The organism is Faecalibacterium hattorii, assembly GCF_003287455.1.
GTDB classification, from domain to species: Bacteria; Bacillota; Clostridia; order Oscillospirales; family Ruminococcaceae; genus Faecalibacterium; species Faecalibacterium hattorii.
The window spans coordinates 35,998-52,039 of sequence record NZ_PRLC01000013.1 but is presented as its reverse complement, the minus strand read 5'-3'; the positions used below and the strand labels follow the sequence as shown (position 1 = coordinate 52,039).

13 protein-coding genes and 1 pseudogene are annotated in these 16,042 nt (G+C 54.0%); 2 read left to right on the top strand and 12 right to left on the bottom strand.

Annotation, left to right across the window (positions count from 1 at the left end; translation table 11 throughout):
- Nucleotides 1-96 precede the first annotated feature (96 nt).
- The 3 genes from C4N23_RS09780 to C4N23_RS09770 form a co-directional block, all read right to left on the bottom strand.
- Nucleotides 97-3,048 (bottom strand): glycoside hydrolase family 3 N-terminal domain-containing protein, encoded by a 2,952-nt coding sequence (locus C4N23_RS09780; protein WP_112145701.1) that lies wholly within the window; start codon nt 3,046-3,048, stop codon nt 97-99.
- A gap of 231 nt (nt 3,049-3,279) precedes the next feature.
- Nucleotides 3,280-4,566, bottom strand: coding sequence for an ATP-binding protein (locus C4N23_RS09775; protein WP_112145699.1), 1,287 nt, complete (start codon nt 4,564-4,566; stop codon nt 3,280-3,282).
- Nucleotides 4,563-5,273 (bottom strand): LytR/AlgR family response regulator transcription factor, encoded by a 711-nt coding sequence (locus tag C4N23_RS09770; RefSeq protein WP_112145697.1) that lies wholly within the window; start codon nt 5,271-5,273, stop codon nt 4,563-4,565. Before C4N23_RS09770 ends, C4N23_RS09775 begins: the two co-directional genes overlap by 4 nt.
- Nucleotides 5,274-5,422: 149 nt before the next feature.
- On the opposite strand from C4N23_RS09770, the gene C4N23_RS09765 reads away from it, so the two are divergent.
- Nucleotides 5,423-5,968: a methylated-DNA--[protein]-cysteine S-methyltransferase gene (locus C4N23_RS09765; protein ID WP_112145695.1), complete on the top strand. Its 546-nt coding sequence runs from the start codon at nt 5,423-5,425 to the stop codon at nt 5,966-5,968.
- Here C4N23_RS09765 and C4N23_RS09760 read toward each other — a convergent pair.
- From C4N23_RS09760 to C4N23_RS09740, 6 genes and pseudogenes are all read right to left on the bottom strand, one after another.
- The gene (locus tag C4N23_RS09760) at nt 5,941-6,474 is read right to left on the bottom strand and encodes a hypothetical protein (protein WP_112145693.1); all 534 of its coding nucleotides are present in this window, start codon (nt 6,472-6,474) and stop codon (nt 5,941-5,943) included. The genes C4N23_RS09765 and C4N23_RS09760 overlap by 28 nt on opposite strands.
- Nucleotides 6,471-7,319 (bottom strand): metal ABC transporter permease, encoded by an 849-nt coding sequence (locus C4N23_RS09755; protein WP_181567109.1) that lies wholly within the window; start codon nt 7,317-7,319, stop codon nt 6,471-6,473. The genes C4N23_RS09760 and C4N23_RS09755 overlap by 4 nt, the downstream gene beginning before the upstream one ends.
- Nucleotides 7,316-7,525: a hypothetical protein gene (locus C4N23_RS14445; RefSeq protein WP_483423401.1), complete on the bottom strand. Its 210-nt coding sequence runs from the start codon at nt 7,523-7,525 to the stop codon at nt 7,316-7,318. The genes C4N23_RS09755 and C4N23_RS14445 overlap by 4 nt, the downstream gene beginning before the upstream one ends.
- Complete coding sequence (locus tag C4N23_RS09750; RefSeq protein WP_425349590.1) at nt 7,522-7,950, bottom strand: metal ABC transporter ATP-binding protein; 429 nt, start codon at nt 7,948-7,950, stop codon at nt 7,522-7,524. The genes C4N23_RS14445 and C4N23_RS09750 overlap by 4 nt, the downstream gene beginning before the upstream one ends.
- 14 nt (nt 7,951-7,964) lie before the next feature.
- Nucleotides 7,965-8,975 (bottom strand): annotated as a pseudogene (locus C4N23_RS09745) (metal ABC transporter substrate-binding protein).
- 50 nt (nt 8,976-9,025) lie between these two features.
- Nucleotides 9,026-9,328 (bottom strand): hypothetical protein, encoded by a 303-nt coding sequence (locus C4N23_RS09740; RefSeq protein ID WP_112145690.1) that lies wholly within the window; start codon nt 9,326-9,328, stop codon nt 9,026-9,028.
- 456 nt (nt 9,329-9,784) lie between these two features.
- On the opposite strand from C4N23_RS09740, the gene C4N23_RS09735 reads away from it, so the two are divergent.
- A complete protein-coding gene (locus C4N23_RS09735) occupies nt 9,785-10,033 on the top strand; it encodes a DUF6061 family protein (RefSeq protein WP_112145688.1) in 249 nt (82 codons plus the stop codon).
- A 164-nt stretch (nt 10,034-10,197) separates the two neighbouring features.
- Here the strand turns inward: C4N23_RS09735 and C4N23_RS09730 are convergent, their stop codons facing one another.
- The 3 genes from C4N23_RS09730 to C4N23_RS09720 form a co-directional block, all read right to left on the bottom strand.
- Complete coding sequence (locus C4N23_RS09730; protein WP_112145687.1) at nt 10,198-11,844, bottom strand: RNA-binding domain-containing protein; 1,647 nt, start codon at nt 11,842-11,844, stop codon at nt 10,198-10,200.
- Nucleotides 11,845-11,869: 25 nt separating this feature from the next.
- A complete protein-coding gene (locus C4N23_RS09725; RefSeq protein ID WP_181567108.1) occupies nt 11,870-13,039 on the bottom strand; it encodes a DUF3800 domain-containing protein in 1,170 nt (389 codons plus the stop codon).
- Nucleotides 13,040-13,214: 175 nt separating this feature from the next.
- Nucleotides 13,215-16,013, bottom strand: coding sequence for an Eco57I restriction-modification methylase domain-containing protein (locus C4N23_RS09720; RefSeq protein WP_146746479.1), 2,799 nt, complete (start codon nt 16,011-16,013; stop codon nt 13,215-13,217).
- Nucleotides 16,014-16,042: the final 29 nt, after the last annotated feature.

The window sequence follows — 16,042 nt, the reverse complement described above, 5'->3', positions numbered from 1 at the left end:
TTCCTGAGCAGGGCAAAGGCCCGCTGTTTTTGCGCAGCGGGCCTTTGCCGTTGGTTCAGTTCAGGTGCTGCATCGGTTCAGAACCCAGAGTGCGCATCAGGCGTTCTCGGTTTCCTCTTCCTTGCGCTTTTTGTAGCCCTTGATGGCAGTGTACTCCAGACCAACGATGAGCAGGGCGACGATGACGTCAGCGCCGATCATGATGATCTTCCACTTGGGCATACCGGGGTTCAGGTTCTCCTCCGCATAAGCGCGGCTGTTGACCACGGTGTAGAGGATGTTCTTGGAAGCCTCGCGCAGAGCCTGCTTGCTGCTGTTGGTCAGCACGGTAACGGTATTGAAATCGTTGCCGGTGGTGCAGAGCATCAGGTCGCTGCCGTTGCGGACGCCCTGATCTGCGGTCATGTAGCCGTAGACACCGAAGTAGTCGGTCTCAACAAAGCCCACGAAGCCCCACTCCCCACGGAGGACATTCTTCAGCAGCTCGGAGCAGCCGCCAGCCCAGCGGTTGCCAATGTAGTTGAAGGAGGACATGACTGCGTGGCTGTCCGCATCCTTGACCGACATCTCGAAGGGACGCAGGTAGATCTCACGGATGGCCTGTTCGTTGGACCAAGTAGCCACCATGGAAGTACGGTTGCCTTCCTGATCGTTCAGGGCGAAGTGCTTCATGTAAGCGTAGACGCCGTGTTCCTGAGCGCCCTTGATGGCGTTGGAAGCCATGACGCCGGACAGGACGCCGTCCTCAGAGTAATACTCGAAGTTACGGCCAGCGAATGCAGTGCGGTGGATGTTCATAGCGGGGCCGTACCAGCCGGAGGTGTCCATCTCATTGGCCATCTCGCCGATGCTGTCGCCGAAGGCGTGGGCCAGCTCCTTGCTCCAAGTCATACCGATGAGGGTAGCAGCCGGGAAGCCGACGGAGCCGACACCGGTGAAGTTGTTGTTGATGGAAGCAGGGCCGTCGCAGTCATTGGTACGGACCTTCTCGATGCTGGAGACCGCAGCGGTCTGGTAGCCGCCAAAGCCGATGAGCTGCTGCATATCCTCAATGGTCATCTGATCCAGCAGGTCATCCCACTTGGGGTCGTTGTAATCCACGCCGCGCAGGTCAACCAGCTTCAGGCCGTTCTTTGCGCCGGTGGTGATGTCCTCAGCATTTGCGTCGTCGTCAGCCTCATAGCCAGACTCGGTGTAGCTGTGCGCGTTGTAGAACACAGCCTTGTCCGCATCGGACATCTCATAGTTTGCGGGAGCAGCGGTAGCCTCGGCATAGTTTGCGAAGCCGTCGGCACGGGACAGATAGGTGACCTCGCCTTCTGCGAAATCGAACTCATTGGTAGCGGCCACAGCGTCGCTGCTGCGCTTGTTGGACTCGTTGTAAACGATGTCGGATGCAACGGTGTAGGTCTCGGAATCAGCCACATTGTGGGAATCGTTGTTGGCGCTGATGATATAGTCGCCAGCTTCCAGCACATAGCAGCCGTTGGTCTGGTAATCATAGGAAGCCAGATCCTCCACCGGGATGGAGAACTCCATGGTCTGAGACTCGCCGGGAGCCAGCTCATTGGTCTTGGCGAAGTCCAGCAGATTTGCAGAGGCCTTCTCGATGCCGCCATTGGTGTACGGAGGATTGCTGTAGATCTCCACAACATCCTTACCGGCAGCAGAACCGGTGTTGGTAACGGTGACGGTGAAGTTCAGGTTGGTGCCGTCGGAGGTGATGCTGCTCATTTCCTTGGTGAAGGAAGTGTAGCTCAGGCCATAGCCGAAGGGGAACACGACTTCATCGTCGTAGTTGATCAGGCCTTCGTCCGCAGCAGTCTCATAGAACTTGTAGCCGACGTAGATGCCTTCCACGTAGTTGACGAAGGAAGGAGTGGCGCCTTCCGGGTCAAAGAAGCTTGCATCCGAGTTCAGATCCTCGGTGTTGGTGTACTTGAAGTCGCCGAAGTTGTTCCACCAAGGAGCAGCGGTCAGATCCGAAACATAGGTATCCGCGGTACGGCCAGAGGGGTTGACCTCGCCGGAAACGACCTTGCCGAAGCCCTCAAAGCCGGACTGACCGGTGCCGGGGCAGAGCAGAACGCCCTTGATCTGAGGATAATCCTTCAGGAAGTCCATCTGGAAAGCGTTTGCGCCGTTGTAGACCAGAATGACGTTGTCGAAGTTGGAAGTGACCAGATCGAGCAGATCCTCTTCGCGGTTGGACAGCTGCAGGAAGTGGTCGCCCTTATCCCAGTCGTTGCCCTCGTTCAGGGAATCGTCGTAAGTACCATTGTAGTAAGCGGTGCCGCGCTCAGAGCCGTAAGCCTGTGCCACGCGGCGGATCCAGCTGCCGTCCACGACGGAAGCCATATCGGTGGGCAGGTCAGCGCCCTCGCCGCCGACGCGGGTGATGACGACCATTGCCGTGTCAGAGAATGCCTTGGCGTTCTCCATCATCTCATCGGTGTACAGGTTGACATTGGGTTCGGGCAGGGTCCAGTCCTGCTCCACCATGCCAACGCTGGGGCGGTCCGCCTTGTAATCGGTGTAGAACTTGCTCAGTTCCTCGTTGGTCTCGATGCCGGCATCGTGCAGACCGGTCAGCAGATCGGTGACAGGGTAAGCGGTGTTCAGCGCACCGGAACCGGTGCCGCCATAGCAGGGGTTGGTGGAAGACCAGCCGAAGACGTTCAGCTTGGAGCCAGAAGCCACCGGCAGAACATTGTCCTCGTCCTTTGCCAGAACGACGCCCTCTGCGGTGATCTCATTGACCAGCTCCGTGGCCTTTGCAGAGGTCTCCTCGTTGATGGTGCCGCTGCCGGAAACGAGGTCCAGCATGGTGGACATGGGGCCGGTGCAGATCAGGTTGACAACGATGGTCAGCGCCAGCAGAATGGCAAGGCCAGACTGTGCACGGATCATCTTCTTTTTTGCTTTGGGCAGCTTCCGCACCGCAACCATCACAATGATCGCCAGAGCGAGAACTACGCCAAACGCGATGAGGTAGCTGCGAACGTTCGTCAGAACCTGCATCACGTCATCCAAATTGATGGACAGCATAATGTTTCTCCTCCTTCTTATGGGGTTAATAAACGGATGGCGGAGCGCACAACTCCGCCGAACTGATCTATAGGATAACAAATCCACACAGAAATTTTTCAGTTTCTTCATAATCTGTCGTTTTGGAAACATAATCTGTCAAAAGTTTCAAATCGGTTTCAATTTCTATTGTGCTAATATACAAAGAAAAGGAGGGAGCATTTGTGCAATTTGCAAAATGCTCCCTCTCGTTTATGCTTTTTTCGGCAGCGGCAGCAGCATCCGCACCGTGAACCACTGGTTCTCCCAGTGGACGGTCATGCTGCCGCCGTGCTGCTGGGCCAGCGCACGGAGGCTTTTCAGGTCGTAGCCGCCGTGGGCGCTCCGGGCGGGCAGACCGTCCGGGCCCAGTTCTACGGGTTCAGCGCAGTAATTTTCAAACCGGAACATGACAAAGCCGTTCTGGACATAGACCGCCGTTCGGATGAGCCGCTTTTCGGGGTCCGGCTCAGCGGCGCAGCTCTCAATGGCGTTGTCCAGCGCGGTGCCCACGATGGTGCAGATCTCCCGCGTGGTCAGGAAATTCAGCGCCCGGCCGTCGGCTACGCTGGTCATCTGGATGTGTTTTTCCTGACAGTCCATACTCTTGGCCGTCAGCAGGGTGTCCAACACCGGGTTGCCGGTCTTGTTCTCGGCCTCATATTGCAGGATGCCCGACTCCATCCGAGCCAAGGCCGCGTCCTGCTTGGCGCGGTCCCGCTCGGCGCGGATGTCGGCGATTTGAACTTTCAGCTCGTGGTAGCGCCGGTTGATGAGCTTGACGCCCTCCTTGCTCCGCTTGTACTGCTCATACTGGCGGTGAAGCACGCTGTCCAGCGCGGTCAGCTCCTTGTGCAGGGCCGCTTCCCGCAGCTGGTCCTGCTGGACCGTCAAGATCAGCACGCCGCAGATATCCACCAGCGTGCGAACATAGTACAGCATCATCGTGACCTTGCCGCTGCCCAAAAACAGCAGGTTGCTCACCGCAAAGACGGTCCCGGCCATGACCACCGCCACCAGCGCCGCTTTGTTGCTGATGTCCAGATGTCCGCTGGGCTGGGGGCGGCTGGTCTCCAGCCAGTACATCTCCCCATACACCGCACCGTACACGACCACCAACAGCAGCAGTGCCAGCGGGTCGCCGCCCCTGCGGTGCGGGAAGACCCAGCAGTGGAGCTGCCACTCCACGCTGGCGGCCAGCTCGGCCAGCATAAAGGCCCGCGCCGTGGTATACAGCGCTTCCAGCCAGTTCACGCACCGGGTGCCCCAAAGGTAGATGTAGAGCAGACTCACCGCACAGAGCATACAGGGGATCCACCACATCAGCGGCACAAAGCCGGTGCATTTCAGAAAAGCCCCCAGCACGATCACCCAGACCACGGTGATCGCCCCTGTGGCGGTCTTTCCGCACCGCAGCGGCAGACGGTCGGCGTACAGGCAGACGGCCAGCACCTCCGCCAGCGCCGTATAGAGGCGCGGGATATTGGGTAGCTCAATCATAAGCCGTCACCCCCGATGTAGTCGGTCAGCGCCGCAAGGAAGCTCTTCCGCTTGGGGCGGCTGACCTGCAGCTCATAGGGCCCAACCTGCACCGTGTTCTGCTGCACGGCCTGTACCTGTGCCAGATTGACAAGGTAGCCGCTGTTGCAGCGGGCAAAGGGGCGGTCGGCCAGCTTTTCTTCCAGTGCCTTCAGCGCGCCGGGGGCCGCAAAGTCGCCCTCTTCGGTGTAAAAACGCACCCGGTGGCCCTCGCTTTCTATATAGTAAATGCGGGAGGTGTCCAGCCGCCGCAGACCACCCTCCACCGGCACAGCCAGATAGTGCCGGGTACGGCGGCGCAGCTGCTCCTCCGCCTTTTGAAGCTGCTGGGAGAACGCAAAATAGGGCACCGGCTTCAGCACGTAGTCCAGTGCCCCCACCGCATAGCCCTTGATGGCATACTGCGCCATGTTGGTGATGAAGACGATCATCACGTCTGAATCCAGCGCCCGGATGCGCTGGGCCGTTTCCATGCCGTCCAGATGCTTCATCTCCACATCCAGCAGGATGAGATCGAAAACCGGGCGGTACCCCTCCAAGATCTCCACCCCGTCCGAAAATGTTCGTACTTCAAAGGTCGTGCCGTATTGCCGGGTGTAGCGCTGCACATAGCCCAGCAGCTGCTCCCGCACCGCCTCTTCGTCCTCCACGATGGCCACTCGGATCACGCCCCGCACCTCCCCTGTTTTCCATGTTCGGCAAAATCCAGTTTTATTATACAAAATTACGCAAGGCTTTTCAATCACTCCGTTTTTCTTGACACTGCGTGCAAAATCTGCTACGCTTGACCTCCAAGAAAAGGAAAGGGGGACCCGCCATGATGTACACGCTGCACTACGATTCCCCGCTGGGCGGCATCCTGCTGGCAGCGGATGAGGTCGGCCTGACCGGACTCTGGTTCGATGGCGAAAAATATTTCGCCGATACGCTGGACCCGGAGCATAAGGCGCAGGAAACGCCCATCCTCCGCGAAGCAAAGCGCTGGCTGGATGTTTACTTCCGCGGGCAGGAGCCGGACTTCACTCCGCCGCTCCACCCCATTGGTTCCCCCTTCCGGCAGGAAGTCTGGGCGCTTCTGCTCCAGATCCCCTACGGCCAGACCACGACCTACGGCGCACTGGCAAAGCAGCTGGCGGCGATGCACGGTCTTCCCCGGATGTCGGCACAGGCCGTGGGTGGGGCGGTCGGGCACAACGAGATCTCCATCATCATCCCCTGCCACCGGGTCGTCGGCACCAACGGCAGCCTGACCGGCTACGCAGGCGGCATCGACAAAAAGGCAAAGCTGCTGACACTGGAAAAGATCCGCATGGAGCACCTCTTTCCGCCAATCAATTACTCTCTTACTCCATCCACCAGATGAAAGTAATCATAGTACGGTGTTGTATAGGTTTCATACCGCCCCACCACGGTAATGGGTGCGCCTTCTTCCGGGTAATCGCCATCGGTCAGCACGAACTCCACTCCCTGCTGGCAGCAGGCAAGCGCATCGTAGATGACACAGGAGTGATACAGCTCCCCGGTCTGCTCATCTATGTACTCCTGATATTCGCCCGTCATACGAACAATTTTATCGGTGTAGTTCTCCGGGGTAACGAGCATATTGTAAACTTCTGCGTTCACAACCGTATCACTGAGTAAGGTCAGGTCAATCTCTGCATCCATCCCGGCGTGAATATCGCTTGCATCAGCAGTGCTGCTTTCCGGGAGCTGCATAGAATGTTCCGGGGCGGGCGCAGTAGCAGCATTGGAGGATGCGGGTTCCGGCAGGACCGTCACCACAGAAGATGCTGTTTCAGATTTTGCACCGCAGGCGGTCAACGCAGCGGCGATACCCAGCAGCAGAAGCCCTTTCAAGAATCGTTTCATGATGCCCTCCCCAGCAGTTTTCCGGCCAGACAGCACAAACCAAACGCCGCCATGTCAACCGCTACAATGGTCGAGCCAACCGGCGTTCCGGCTAGGATGGAAGCCACGATGCCCACAAAGGCACAGCTCACGGACAGTACCGCCGAGCAGATGGTGACGGCGCAGAAATTTTTGCACAGGCGCATGGCCGAAAGAGCCGGAAAAATCACCAGTGCAGAAATCAGCAGCGAGCCGACAAGGTTCATGGCCAGCACAATGATGACGGCAATGACAATGGCGATCAGCAGATTGTATCCGTTCGCATTGGTTCCGACCGCCTTTGCAAAGGTTTCGTCAAAAGTGACAGCGAATATCTTATGGTAGAACAACACAAACACCAGAACTACAACGATGGACAGCCCGATGCAGAGCCAGACCTCTGATTTTGTCAGGGTCAGAATCGAGGTAGAGCCGAACAAGGTGCTGCACACATCGCCGGACAGGTTTGCCGAGGTCGAGAACAGATTCATCAGCAGATAGCCCATTGCAAGCGCGCCAACGGACACCATCGCAATGGCAGCATCGCCTTTGATCTGGGTGTTCTGCCCGGTGTGCAGCAGCAGGACTGCACACGCCACAGTCACGGCCAGCGTCAGCGGCATATGGTCGGACATTCCCAATACCGTCGCAACGGCCATGCCGCCGAACGCCACATGAGAAAGGCCATCTCCGATAAAGGAGAACCGCTTCAGCACCAGCGTCACGCCCAGCAGCGAAGAACACAGGGCAATCAGAACACCCACAATGAGCGCATAGCGGACAAAAGGATAGTTCCAGTAAAAGGCCAGCTTTTCCAACATGTTCATACGGCACCGCCTTTCCCAGCCGCAAACAGCCGCCCCTGCGGGCTTTGCAGATACTCTTCCCGTGTGCCGAAAAAGACGCTTTCGCCGATATGGAGAATGTGGCTGGCATAGCAAACCGCAGCCCGAATGTCATGGGAGATCATCAGGACAGTAATGCCCTCCTGTCGGTTCAGCGTTTCGATCAGATGGTACATCTCCGCAGTCACCTTTGGGTCAAGTCCGGAAACAGGCTCGTCCAGAAGCAGCGTTTTGCCAGCGGTTCGATCTGCATTTTGCGCATGGCATTCTGCGCAAGCTGCTTTTCTTCACGACTGTAAAACGGACGCAGACCGCAGCGACTCTGGCAGCCAGACAACACGATCTCCTGCACCGACGCCGGAAAATCTCTCTGCACGATGGTCTGCTGGGGCAGATAGCCGATCTCGTTCTGGCGCAGACCATCACCCATCTCGATCTGCCCGGAAACAGGCTGCTGCAAACCGAGCAGCGTTTTCATCAAGGTGCTTTTGCCCGCACCGTTTTCTCCGACCACGCAAAGATAGTCACCTGCGTGGATCTCAAAATTCAGAGGATCCAGAATGGCCTTTCCCTCATAGCCAACGAGAAGGTTCTTACAAATGAGCTGAGACATAACGGTTCCTTCCTTTAGTTCAGAGTCTGTTTCAGCACGTCAAGGTTGCTTTCCATCACGGAAAGATAGGTCGTGCCGTTTGCCGCATCGGCGGATGTGGTGGACTGCATGGAATCCAGCGTCAGGATGAACTGGTTCTTGGCGGCAGAATTCTGCACGATGGTTTCAGCGATTTTATGCTGTGCGCCCTCAATGGTCAGCACACAGGGCAGCCCCAGTTCATCCACCTTGCCAGCAAGGAAAGAAATGGTCTCAAAGCTGGCTTCCGTTTCCGCAGAGCAGCCCGCAAACGCGGCATAATAGCTCAGACCATAATCGTCCACCAGATAGCGGAACGGGAAACGGTCGCCGAACAGCACGGTTTTCCGGGCGGCATTGTCCACCACCGTCTGATATTCGCCATCCAGAGCGGCCAGCTTTTCCAGATAGGATGCAGCGTTGGCAGCATAGGCATCTTTGTTGGCCGGGTCGATTTCTTTCAGTGCATCGGTGATGGCGCTGCAGAGGGTCTCGGCGTTCTTCAGGGACAGCCAGACGTGTTCATCGTACTCCGGCTCATCTTCATCCTCGGATTCTTCTTCCTCGGCCTCCATGCCTTCTACGACTTCTTCCTCTTTTACCTACTCACCCAGCACATCCAGCAGGTTGATGACCTGCATATCCTTATTGGCGGCTTCCTTCAAGGCATCCTCCACCCAGCCATCCGATTCGCCGCCAACATAGATGAACAAGTCACAGTCCGAGATCTTAATGATATCATCTGCGGTGGGCTGATAGCTGTGCAAATCCACGCCGTTGTCCAGAAGCATGGTAACCTCGGCATGATCGGCCTTATCGCCGAGGATTTCGCGCACCCAGTCATACTCCGGGAAAATAGTCGTGACGATTTTCAGCGGCTTGCTGCCACTCTGCGATGCAGACAGTGCAGGAGCGGACGAAGATGCGGCCTTCCCACAGCCACCCAAAATGCCAGAAGCCAGTAAAAGGCAAAAAAATACAGCGAATATACGTTTGAGTTTTTTCATAGAAATGCTCTCCATTGTTTGATCTCAAGAATCATACGGACAGGCATTTCTTAATCCGACAGCTTTACCTTTAGTCGAATCGGTGTTTTTATCAGCAAAAGCGGAGAGCAAAGCGACAGCAAAGCCGCCAGCACAAAATGCGGCGTGGATGTCCGAATGAACTGCTCGGAACCATCTTTTCCGGCGTGCAGGATATTCTCGCAAAGTTTCAGTTGTGCGCAGACGGCGCAGTCTGCCCCGGTACAGTCGTGGTTGACTTCTTCCGCGCAGAACGTCAATGAAACCAAAATGGCCAGCAGAAAACCAACCAGCAGAATCCACGCAGCGCGGCGTTGTTTTACAGTGCAGTTCATTCCATTGCCCTCCCCTCTCGAATTTGCAACTTAGTTGCGAATTGGATTATAGCAAGGCAATATTGGATTGTCAAGTGGAAATTTTTAGGGGTTACATAACAAAAAAGAACGCCAAATCTTTCGATTTGACGTTCAATATCTGGTGCGATGGAAGGGACTCGAACCCCCGGCCTACTGATTCGTAGCGCACGCCGGGCGATTCACTCAATTTTTGGAAGTTACGTTTCATCGTCATTTCCAAGCGATACATCGCAGGTTTTGAGCTTCGAGTTTCTGCACCCTTTGTCCGATTTTGCAACGATTTGCACCCTTTGCACGTTTTGAAACCGTGCAAAAACCGTGCAGAAACCGTGCACTTACTCCCGGACAAACTAAAAACCACTTCATCCGACAATGACTTGACGGCATTGGTTCGAGTGACCGCACACCATAAATCAAGTCTTGGAGGATATGACTATGACAAAATTGCTTTCCTGCCGCTACAATATGGACACTAACCGGGTGGAAGCCCGGTTCGCAGATGGCTCTACTGTTGCCATCGACTGCATCGCCGTTGAGGACGAGTACGGCAACACACCAGCGCAGCGGGCGGAGCTGGACTGGCTGCTGTGGAACAAGCCCTTGGAGTATGCACAGATGGTGCTGAGAGGGGAGATGGAGCACTACCTGTCGCTGGGATGTGACCATGGCAGACTGGAGGATTGAGCCATAGAAAACGCGCGGCAAAATCGCTAATCGCGCAGCGCGCATTTCTCAGCGTAAATTCAGCGCAAACCATGCCAAGTCAGCGTATTTTCAGCGTAAATCCCGGAAAGTCAGCGTAAATTCAGCGCAAATCAAACTTTCAGCGTAAAAGTCAGCGTAAATTTTCACTTCACGCTCTTGTACTTCGTTCCCCGGCCTATGCCATCAGGCTGCAAGATGCCGTCCTTGCACATCTGGTGCAGGATATAATAGGTTTGATTCTTGTTAAACCCACACAGCTCTTGAGCTTTCTGATTCGTAATCGACGGCTTATGCTTCAGATATTCAAGAATCCGATCCTTTGCCTGAATCTGGCTGACCGTCTTGTCCTGCACATAGGCCACATCGGTTTTCACCGTTTCGTAGACCTTGAGGGACAGCATATAGGTCTTGCCGTTGAGTTCCAGAAGCCCTTCGTCCCGGAGACTGTTCAGAACCTTGTGGGCATTGTCATCGGTTTCCTGAATCGTCTTTGCGGCCTGTTTCAGGGTGATTTTCTGATGTTCCCGCAGATAGTGCAGGGTCATCAGCTCTGACAGCGTGAACATCTTGGAACGCTTATCCTGCGTTTCTGCGATGAAACGCACGAAGTTCTGGTTTTCCATCGTGCTACGAAGGGTCAGCCGGACGGAGTTGGCCGTGCTGGCGTACTCCGGGTAGGGCTTGCCCTCGGTGAGCATACTCTGGAACATGATGTCCACGCCCTGCCCGGAACGCTGCACATACTTCAGGTGCTGAAGAGTCATTGCGATCAGCTTATTCCGGGGAATGGACTGGTGGGTGATGATGTTACTTTCGTTGATGTCCCCCGGAAAACCACCGGGGTTCTCAATCACGATCTTTGTGGGGTAGTGCTTGACGTAGACCGGTGCCATATCCTCATAGGAGCGGTGCGCCAGTGCATTCAGCAAAGCCTCCTGAAAAACCGCCTCGGAGAAATCGTACACCTCCAGCCGGAACAGCCCCACCTGCACATTGGTCAGGTGGTTATAGGTGCGGATGCGTTCCGTCAGCTTATCCAAAATCGAGATCAGCGGCTCCTGCATATCCATGCGGTTGTCGTATTCTGTCTGTGATTCATCGCTGTAATGCAGGTAGATCACCTCTGCCTGCGGCAGCAGCCGTGCAATAGACGCTGCCTTGCCCACAAACAGCAGCCCTGCCACCGTCACACGCACTTCATCCTTATCCATGCGGATCAGGTTCAGGTTGTCCAGAAAGGTGGTATCTGCCAAGTCCGGCAGGGCAGAGCCTGCATCCCGAATCCGCAGCTTCTCTTTCAGGCGGTACACTTCCAGCAGGTCAATGTCGCTTTCGGTTGCGCCTTCCACGATCTTTGCCGAAAAATCCGGGTTATCGGCAGGGGAGTACACATCATTTGCCGGGTAGTAAGGTTTTGTCACGTTCCCCAGCCGCCTGTAATAGATGCCGCCGGTGGTGGCAACATGAGAATTGGATTTCTCCACTGATACCACCAGCACCACACCGTCAGAGGTTTCCACCGGCTCGATTTCGGTAAACAGGCTGGGCCGGGTCATATCGTAGATGGCTTCCATCAGTGCCTGCGGGTCGCTTTTAGGGCAGCCTGTAATGGTGCCGTCATCTTCCACGCCAAACAGCAAAACGCCGCCCTTTGTGTTTGCCAGCGCAACCGCACTTTTCACCGCAAGGTCTTTCCGCTGCCGGTAGTCCTTGCACTTCACCCACGACTTAAACTCCTGCCGTGTGCTCTCCCCGGCAGCAATCATTTTGCGGAGTGCTTGTTCGGTCATGGTGGGGGCCTCCTTCCTCTAAAACTCATTCAGCCATATCTTTTTCAATAAACGCTTTCAGTTCTTTATACGCATCTGCTTGATACAAGTCTACCACGCCACAAGTTCCTAATTTCACTGTATCAAGACATTTTTTCAAACGTCCCAGCATCGGCAAAATAATTGAAACATCATGATTCAAAAAATCTTCGATCTCGGATTTTTTTGATGGAATTTTATATCCCTTTTTATGATGTGATCCAGAAATAATAACTCCAGCATCCCTTAGTCCACCAATTATATTTGTTCTAAATGGTTGCTCTTTAATTTTTCCGTATTTCGTCCACTCAAGTTGGTGAATAAGTTCACTCGTCGGAATATAAGCTCTCGTATCATTATTCATAAACCGGAACAAAAGATATTTAAGAACAATTAACTGTGCCTGACAAAGTTCGCTCTCGTCATCCTCGTGCTTACGAATAAAATTGATAGCCTGATGAAGACAAATCTCAGCAATGTCTTTATCATACTCTGATGCAAGTGCACTCTTTTCCAAATCATAATTATAAAATGTCTTCGGATATTGTTCTATTCTGATGATCTTATCCTTAAGAATTTCTTGGTAATCTGGAACAGATGCATCTTTCTTATGCTCATCATATAAGAAAGATAATGTTCCACTAATTAAATCCGCTAATTGGACGACAACTTCTGCTTTGCTATTTTCAAAGGAGAATTCACTCTCTCCATACAAATTGGGAATTTCAGAATGTTCTTCAACATATTTGCAGAAGCTCTGCATATAATCACTTCCGCCAATTTCGTCTGCAACAACTACCAAATTTTTGAAAGCCGCACGAAGTTCTTTATGAACAATATTGTTCATAAATTTATAGAATGGAGGCTTAAATCTCAATCCACGAGAATCTTTCAGAAGCTTTTTATCTACAACAACTGCAAAAATTCGATATGGAATATCCAAAGTTTCTTCGAGTATCTTCTTCCGGCGATTATGTTTTTTTCCAATTTTAGACGACTTTATTTCGCCTTTTGGAAAATAACGATCTCGAATATCCGCCACGGCTGTTCTAACAGCATCAACATCCGACTCTCTTACAATGATGGCTGTAATGATAAAATGAGTAGAAGTGTTTTCATTGTCCAATTCCCAGCCAAAAGAACCAGATTCGTCCGTGAAAGCGTAAATTTTCTCCACGATTCTCACCCCTTTCCGATTTCATCATACCACAACACGATGTTTGAAATCCACTACATATTTCATAAGAAAACGGTTATTGATTTTTTACATCCAATCGTGATATAATATAATTTTATCTCTCCATCAATATTTTTAACAGATATTCCGTTCATCTTTAATCTTCTGGTTTTTCTTATTCCATCACCCGAATCGTACTCTCAATAAACGCAATTTCATCTTCCGTCAGCTCGTACTTCTTGTACAGCTTTTCATCCGTCCATTCTTCTGTAAAATCCTGATCGGGCACAAAGATAAAGTTTGCTCTTGCAATGTGCATGGAAGAGTAGGTCAAGCGCAACATGAAGCGAGTAAACTTACACATCAGATACTGCTTGTAGTTTTTGATTTCTTTTTCAGTATCAAATACGCCCAGAACCAGATAGGAGAAGGTGTTCACCTCACCCGGAACCTCAATCCGGGGTGTTGTGATGGCCTTATAGCCCTTGGACGGGTCAATGCCAACCTCACCATTGCAGGGAACCAGAATGGAGATCGTTGCCTTGTACTTGTCGATCAGCTCCGCATTTTTCTTGACATCGCTTCCCTTAATATAGCCGGTGCCTTGGCTGTGAATAAGGGAAATGCAACCATCAAAGGGTTCTTTTTCGCCACGAGCCGCAGAGGGGAAGCCAAAGGCATCAATGGGCTGCACCCGATCGGTCAGGAAGTGTTCCGAACGGTTCAGAACCTTATGGATGATGGACAGCGATTCATTCGACCGAATGAAGATCTCCCCAAACTCATTGAGGTTGCGCCGCATGGTATGACGTTCCAGACCGCTGACGTTTGTAACCTCGCAGACCTCCTCCTTGTCCCGATCCCACAGGAAATAACAGATGCCGCCAGCAATATCTACGGTGCTGAAGCAGTCTTTGGAGTTCACAAAATCCGTCAGCCTGATCAGATGCGGATCGTTCAGCATCTCATTGCGGAAATCGTTCAGTCCGATGCCGCCAGCATACCAGCGTGCCGGCATAATCATGGAGATATAGTGGGGCTGCATGGTTTTTGCCTGATCCACAAACAGGTTATAAACCGGGCGTGCCTGTTTCGCCGCCACATTGGCTGCGCTTCCGCCGCCTGTATCCTCCTGATACGGCGGATTGCCCACAATGGCATCAAATTTCATGGGCTGTCCCTCCTTTCCCCATGTATCGGTTCGCTGCAGCTTCTTTGCCAGACGCTGCGGGTCTTTTTCCATTCGTTCCAGCAGGTGCGGAATGTAGGTGGTGTTGACCGTCCAATCCTGATAGCCCACCAGCGTCCGCCGGGTGATGCTTTCTGCCATCCGGGTCTTGCACAGAACAAAGATCTGCTGCTCCACGGTCTCCTGCCAGAGAGCCTGTGTCTGCTCCAGTGGCAGCTTGTCCTCCGGGCCGGGCAGCTTCATGGCGTACAGGCTGTATGCCATATACAGGGGATACAGGCCGGATTTGGAGTTCATTTCCAGAATCCGTGCCTCCGGGTTGAGGAAGATGTCCTCGGTGACCTGCCCCTGATCCACCAGACGAGGCTCCTCCAGAACCTCCTGCGGATCGAACTGCTCGTTGAGGAAGCAGTAGCCGCCCACCATGTTGCTCAGATGGAGGTTCACCACCCGCCACGGGGTCAGAACGGTTTCCTTGTCGGGGTTGCGGAAGTGGCTGAAGATCTCGGCAATGCGCTTCACACGCTCGGTGGGCGGCAGTTCGTCCGCAGCCTTTGCCATGCGGCGGATGCGCAGACCCGCCCCGCTGACCACATCCTCGTCGTAGTATTTCAGCAGCTTGCGGAACAGGGGTTTGTCCACGGTTTTGGGCATAAACTCCTGCCAGGATTCCTCATCCACCAGCGTGATGAAGTCTGCCATCTTGATGCTCTCGGTCAGATCCACCTTGGCACCGTAAATCAGCAGGGGCAGGCGGATGGACACATTCCGCAGCAGCCGGATGACCTTCTCCCGTTCCTTTTTCTGCTCTTGCAGTTTCTTGAGCAGGTCATCATCCTCTTTGGTGCGCTCCCGCTTGGGCTTGTTGGAAATCTTGTCTGCCTTTTCGTATTCCTCGCCCGTCAGCCCCTGATGGTTGATGTGGACTTTGGTTTCCTTTTTGGCGGCTTTCTGCTCACTGAGCTTGTCCGACAGGGTATGGAACAGCTGCACATCGTCCTCGTCCATGACGATGCCGGTGTCCTGCTTGTAGACCGATTCATCGTCAAAGCCGCTCTTGATGGCTCTATCCACCGTCAGACGCTTGATCTGCCGCATCATTCTGGAGACGCTGTATGCAGTCATCTGGGTGCCGTCCACCGCAATCACCGGGCAGAAGTTCAAAAACTCGCCCAGTGCCGCCCGGTTCTGCTCCTCGTTAGTTCGACCCCGCTTGGTAATGCGATTGACCTCAGAAATCACCTTCAGGGCACGGTCCGGGGCAAAGTCAAAGACGTAGCAGCGTTCCTTCTGCTTGCCGTCCAGCACTCCTGCCGACTGCACCCGGAAGATGGTCTGCATATAGCCGGACGCAGCCGTGCTTGCCGACCCGGTCAGCATCATCACAGCCGTCCACTCCGGCACCGTCACGCCGGTGGTCAGCTTGCCGCAGGAAATGGTAATGGTGTAGCGGTTCGCCTTGATGACCTGCTTTACCAGCGTCAGGGCATTGTCGTAAGGCATTTCGGCATCGCCGTCACCTGCAACGTTAGCGATTTTATAGGCTCCAAACACAGGGTGGTCTTTCAGCAGCCTGCTCAGGGCACTGGCTTCTTTCACGCCCGGAACCATCCAGAGGGTATGCCGGAACATCTCCCGGTACTCCGGCGTGGAGTAGGGGTAGTTGCTCTCCGGGTTCTCCGAAGAAATCAGGTCCAGAAAGCTGCGCACATCGGCCTCGTGGACAAAATCGCCCACCTGTGCGCCAGCAGGCAGAGGACGAAAATCCCGTGCAGGGTCTCCCACTCCCGCTTGCGTCTTTGCTCCTGCCGGAT